This is a genomic window from Acinetobacter sp. HA (assembly GCF_000264725.1).
Classification (GTDB): Bacteria; Pseudomonadota; Gammaproteobacteria; order Pseudomonadales; family Moraxellaceae; genus Acinetobacter; species Acinetobacter schindleri.
Window position 1 is genome coordinate 40,354 of record NZ_AJXD01000005.1, and the last position, 6,000, is coordinate 46,353.

At 38.6% G+C, this 6,000-nt stretch carries 6 protein-coding genes; 4 read left to right on the forward strand and 2 right to left on the reverse strand.

The window, feature by feature from the left end; genetic code table 11:
- The first annotated feature begins 184 nt into the window (after positions 1 to 184).
- Positions 185 to 535 carry a hypothetical protein gene (locus HADU_RS01415; RefSeq protein ID WP_008302597.1) on the forward strand — a complete coding sequence of 117 codons (351 nt, stop codon included), beginning with the start codon at positions 185 to 187 and terminating at the stop codon, positions 533 to 535.
- A gap of 471 nt (positions 536 to 1,006) precedes the next feature.
- On the opposite strand, the gene HADU_RS01425 is transcribed toward HADU_RS01415, so the two are convergent.
- Positions 1,007 to 1,231 (reverse strand): hypothetical protein, encoded by a 225-nt coding sequence (locus HADU_RS01425; RefSeq protein ID WP_008302599.1) that lies wholly within the window; start codon positions 1,229 to 1,231, stop codon positions 1,007 to 1,009.
- A gap of 511 nt (positions 1,232 to 1,742) precedes the next feature.
- Here HADU_RS01425 and HADU_RS01430 point away from each other — a divergent pair.
- A complete protein-coding gene (locus HADU_RS01430; RefSeq protein WP_004815307.1) occupies positions 1,743 to 2,288 on the forward strand; it encodes a serine O-acetyltransferase in 546 nt (181 codons plus the stop codon).
- Positions 2,289 to 2,503: 215 nt separating this feature from the next.
- Here the strand turns inward: HADU_RS01430 and katE are convergent, their stop codons facing one another.
- Positions 2,504 to 4,624, reverse strand: a complete 2,121-nt coding sequence (katE, locus tag HADU_RS01435) for a catalase HPII (protein ID WP_004815302.1) — start codon at positions 4,622 to 4,624, stop codon at positions 2,504 to 2,506.
- Positions 4,625 to 5,151: 527 nt separating this feature from the next.
- On the opposite strand from katE, the gene HADU_RS01440 reads away from it, so the two are divergent.
- The gene (locus HADU_RS01440) at positions 5,152 to 5,361 is read left to right on the forward strand and encodes a cold-shock protein (protein ID WP_004815299.1); all 210 of its coding nucleotides are present in this window, start codon (positions 5,152 to 5,154) and stop codon (positions 5,359 to 5,361) included.
- Positions 5,362 to 5,474: 113 nt separating this feature from the next.
- A complete protein-coding gene (locus HADU_RS01445) occupies positions 5,475 to 5,702 on the forward strand; it encodes a hypothetical protein (RefSeq protein ID WP_004815297.1) in 228 nt (75 codons plus the stop codon).
- Positions 5,703 to 6,000: the final 298 nt, after the last annotated feature.

Below are 6,000 nucleotides of genomic sequence, written 5' to 3' on the forward strand. Positions count from 1 at the left end.
TTTAAGTCTAGTTTAAGTTTAAAGATGAATAAATCCAGCCAAGAATTTTTATTAATTAATTGAAAAATATAATTTTAATTCATACAAAAGTAGTTATATTCATTTACTTTCGACTATAGATGCATAGCTATATTAAGGATTTAAAGCCATATAGAATGTATTATTTTTTATTCTTCCCACGCTTATGCAATACTATCTTGAATTCGATGCTTTTGATAATCCCATGCAACTGAGCAAGGTGGGAAACTGGGTCATTACTTTTGTCAGTGCTGCCGATGAACTAGAACATATTCAGTTGGCGATCACGTATGTCTTGCCTCGCCAGATCAGTGATGCGCTGCAACCACGTCGCATACTGATTGAGAAAACTGCCTATGAACATCAATGGCTGATTCAGACGATTGAATGCTTTGACAGCAAGACCAATCAGGAAGTACAAATTGCAGCTGCAGATGCATTGGGACAACAAACGCTTCAGCAGATTCTGGAAGAATTTGGTCGTTATGATGTGAATGTCACTCTAAAAAGTTTTTAAGTTTAAGCTCGTTGACAAGTTATTAACTCAATGCTTGAACTATCTACTATTCAGGCATTGAGTTAAAAATCGCGTTAAGCTAAGTGCATAATAATAGATAAGAATAGAATCTAAATTATGCGATATGCTCATCAACATAACACTCAAGCCCTCGTCCTATTTCAGCTTCACCAAAATATAGAAGAATGCCTGAATGCTTTTAATTTGAAGTCTCAAAGTCGCCAGCTCAAGCTTCAACCCGATCCTCTGTCTCAAGAATATATCCTTATACAAAAACATGACTTAGGACAGGTATGCCAACAAATCCGTATAAACCGTAGCGAAGTATCTGATCCTTATCCCTTAGTTCGTTATCATCTGCTGGCATTTATTTTTAATCAGTTAATCTGAAACAATAGGATTTAAAAAAATAGCCCATCCTTAGATGAGCTATAGCTTCTATATTTCCAGACTTAACTGAAAAATAGTTTCCTATTTTGGCTCCATAACACGATAAATACAGTCTGTTTGCTCACTGGCAAATAGTAATTCAATCGTTGGTCGGATAATTTCATCGTCCACCACAATGTATTCAACTTGCTGTTCTAAACGTTGGGAAGGATCTCTATGCTGGGCACCGGCGCGCAATAATGCTTTTACATCAAGGATTTTTCCATACTGGTTTTTGACTTGCACATTAATCATCTCTTTTGTCATTGCGGTACCCTCCTTTTAATTTGGATTTATTAATTCTGATCTTCTAAATTCTTATAACATATTTATTTAAAAGGCTTTCAAACGAATATGTAAGATTTTTTAGCAGGATATTATTCCGGCATAAGATGCATTGCAAAACCAAATGAATAGTTTGTTGCTACTCCCTTAATCGCACAGACAAAACTAAAAACCAGACATTAAAAAGCCCGCATCGCTGCGGGCTCTGTGTTGGATGGCTAGTGCTAGATTTATTGCCTGAATCGAAATTCGAGCTCAACTAACTGTCATTGATCCGTCCAACTTATTGGTAGCGTCGTCGCATGGTTTTTTGACCTACCGTAAGCTTAATATAGGCTGCACCTGATAGTGGTGCAAGTCCTGATTACATTTTTAAAAGTAGATTCATACAATTTTTCAATTGTGATTTATATAAAATCCGCTAGTCTTGCTGACTTCCGAATCTATTCATTTCAGCGCAAAATACGCTGTCTTTTCTATCCGATGCTCAGTCATGATCTGGCAACTTATTCTTAGTGATCTGTATCGCTATTGCGGTAATATTTCAGCAAAATCTCTGATTAAAAACTATCTGTTTAACCGCGGTTTTAATTTTAGCTTCTGGTTGCGTCTGGCCTCTTCCAACTCATTTATTGCGAAATTGGCCTACCCTATTTTTTATTATAAGAAAAAGAAATACGGCATCGACATTCATTGCAGTACGCAAATTGGTTATGGATTATATATCGGCCATGGTGGACCTGTAGTAGTGAACCCCACTACAATCATTGGTAACAATGTGAATCTGTCACAATTTACGACCATTGGTGCCAATGGCGGGAAACAGGCAGCCTATATCGGCGATAATGTTTATATTGGGCCGAATGTCTGCATTATTGATAATGTCAAAATTGGCAACAATGCCACGATCGGTGCTGGTAGTGTGGTCACTAAAGACATTCCTGAAAATGCCACAGCCGTGGGAAATTATGCCAAAGTGATTCATTATAATAATGCAGGTAACTCCGTAAACCGCCGCTGGCCGCCTGGTGAAAAATAAAGAAGTTCATCTGAAATAAATAATGAATCCAGTTATCAAACCTAAAAATTTATAAGAATTTTAATCATCTGGATAGGTTTTGTGACGCTCATTTGGATTGCATTTGAACAGAATGCATTTGTGGATAAACAGATGTAGATACGAGCTGATTGATTTAAATTATACAGCTTAAAAAACTCCCTCAATTTGAGGGAGTTTTTTTTGACTTGGCTGTTTTAACCTGGAATCATTTCTGATACTGGTTCACGCGCCCAAACACGATGTTTCATAATCAGTTGCTTTAATTCCATAGCGACGGATTTGAAATCTTGATGTGAAAGCGTGCCTTCATCAGCGACCAAACCTAAAGAATTGATCAGGTCAGCTTTTTCACCCAAGAGTACAATTGGCTTTAAGTGTACGTAAGCTTCAATGATGTAGTGTTTTGCCGTGCCGTCTTTCAACACCTGGTCATAATTATCGCCATCGACCATGACAACAGCATCATAAAGTACTGATGGCTCACCTCGTTGCATACCATCTGCCATTACTTCTGCACCACTGCTGCTCAATACAGGTGCAGGTGTCGGAGCGAGCACCTCAGCAATGGCACTTTCCTCCTTGGCCCAAGCCAATACCGCATCCACATTCGCCTGATTAACCTTGTCATGCACTAGAACAGCAATTTTCTTGCCCTTGATATCGGGCGCCGGGAAAGCTTCCAGAGAAATGCGTTTAGATGGTGTTACTTCCGGCAATTCCACATTCAGTTTTTCTGGTGGAATTACAATTCCCAGTTTGATTGCCACCTGCTGAGCCAGATCCAGATCGATATTGCACAGAATTTCTAGCACTTCACGTTCACGGATATACAAACGTTGCACCTTGCTCAGCTCAAAAACATAAGCATTCACCACATGACGTTGTTCATATGGCGTCAGACTGCGGTAATACAATCGTGCCTGGGTAAAGTGGTCACTAAATGATGGGCTACGCTCACGAATCTTACGTCCGTCAATACGCTCGGCATAACTTTCGAAACCACCATTCGACGCTGCCGGTGTGGTTTCCGTTGGCCAGTTATTATCGATAGAATTTGGTTCATAAGAGGCCTGTCCACGATGGATCGCACGCTGATGATAACCATCACGCTGATTATTATGGAATGGGCAAACTGGCTGATTGATTGGAATCTGGTGGAAGTTTGGTCCACCCAGACGAATCAACTGTGTATCGGTATAGGAGAACACACGTGCCTGTAGTAATGGGTCATTCGAGAAATCAATCCCCGGTACAATATGTGCCGGACAGAAGGCCACCTGCTCGGTTTCTGCAAAGAAGTTTTCCACATTACGGTTAAGTACAAAGCTACCGATTGGTGTAACCGGTACAAGCTCTTCAGGAATGAGTTTAGTCGCATCCAGCAGGTCAAAATCAAACTTGTGCTCATCGGCTTCAGGTACGATCTGTACACCTAGTTCCCATTCCGGATAATTGCCTGACTCAATTGCATCATACAAATCACGACGGTGAAAATCTGGGTCACGACCTGCCAGTTTTTGTGCCTCATCCCAAGTCAGCTGGGTCAGACCTTGTTTTGGTGTCCAGTGGAATTTAACAAAGACTGCTTCACCATCCGCATTGATCATACGGAAAGTATTGACACCGAAGCCTTGAATTGAACGGAAGTTACGTGGAATAGCACGGTCAGACATTGCCCACATCACCGCATGGGCAGTTTCAGGTACGAGAGAAACGAAATCCCAGAATGTATCATGCGCAGTCTGTGCAGTAGGAATCTCGGTATGTGGTTCAGGCTTCATCGCATGCACGAAATCCGGGAACTTGATTCCATCCTGGATAAAGAATACTGGCGCATTATTTCCCACCAGGTCATATACCCCTTCCTGAGTATAGAACTTCATCGCAAAACCGCGAATATCACGTACTGTATCCGCTGAACCTCGTGGACCCTGTACGGTAGAAAAGCGGACAAACATGGGAGTTTCGCGCTCAGTATCGGTCAGGAATCCAGCCTTGGTAAAGCGCTCATTGCCAGGATAAGCCTTAAATACACCATGTGCTGCCACACCACGGGCATGCACAATACGTTCAGGAATACGCTCATGGTCAAAATGCGTCATTTTTTCCTGAAAGATAAAGTCTTCCAGCAAAGTTCCACCACGAGTACCAGCTTTCAGGCTATTCTGGTTATCAGAAATTTTCACCCCCTGGTTGGTGGTCAGAGCCTGCCCAGTTGCATCACGACGGTATGCATCAAGCTGGGCATTCTTCTCATTATGATTTTTCAAATCCGGACGATCAGTACCTGCTAGCTCACTCTTGGTCTCTTTCATGTGACTTCCTTATTATTACCCTTTTGATAAAAAACAAATTTGGCTTTAAGCTTTTGTTTTTTATCTTCTATTATTTAAATAACGGCGATTGTTCACTCACATTCAAAGGAGTTATATCGCTTATTAGGCGCCTTTCTAAAATACTATGGGGCATACATAGAAGCTGTAGCGCTTTGTGACACCGTGTATAGATCAGTTAATGTTTAAGGAGAAGTCTGTATTCAGCAAATGCTATGTAGCGACTTTAGATAGCTTCAAGCAGGACTTAAGACGATTAATAAGCTATGCATGAACAATATCTTATTAATTATTTATATAATATTTTGAATTTTTATTGAATATTTTGATATAAAGTGTATGATGAATATCAAATACAAAGTATTGTTATTCTATTTTCTTTAAGTATCGTCGTTTTTAATTATTTTATAAGCATTCGTTTTTTCAGATCATCATTTCAATTCTTTCCTATTCTCAGCATATTTTCGTTTATTTAATTCGAAAAATACTAAAAATCAAAAGGTTATTTTATGTCTAATACAGTTACTGGCACAGTAAAATGGTTCAACGAAACTAAAGGTTTTGGCTTTATTCAACAAGAATCAGGTCCAGACGTTTTTGCTCATTTCCGAGAAATTAGCAGTTCAGGTTTCAAAACTTTATTTGAAGGCCAACAGGTTTCTTTCAGCATTGTTGAAGGTCAAAAAGGTCCTAATGCTGTGAATATTGTCGCTCTTTAATCGACAACATTCATTAGAGGGAGCCTGCAAATCAGGCTCCCTCTAATTTTTGAAATCCCTAGTTTTATTCTATTTTCAAAAATAGAAGAAACATTAAAATAATAGGTAACACAATGAATCAATTTAATAATTTAATTGCTAAAGCAGCCAATGGCACTGAAATCCTGGTTTCTCTTATTCCATTAAATAAACAGCAAAATACTCGCCAAGGCTTTAAATGGGTCGAAGTTGGTAAGAAAGTTCTTTTACAGTCAGGTCTTGAAGTCGACTTAAATATGGATGGTCGGTCTTTTTATGCTCAAAGTAATGAGCTCTTTAAGTTTAAAGAGAGAATCATGTAATTCTTTACTTGCATTGAAAAAAAGATGCATCTGAATCCTGCTATTTTTAATCAAAGATAGCGATAAAAAAATTTTACGAGGAAGTGTCTTATAGAGGACTTCCTTTTTTATATTTTGAATTTTTACTTTATTCTGAGTAATAACTTACCATTAATGACTATTCTGTTTATTAAAAAAACATCTTCTATATAAGATCTATTTCATAAATCAAAAAATGATCGTTATATTCATATTTAAATGAATAGATCTCTTTCATAAATCAAAAAACGATCTTCTTTTTGGTTAATATTTGCACTCC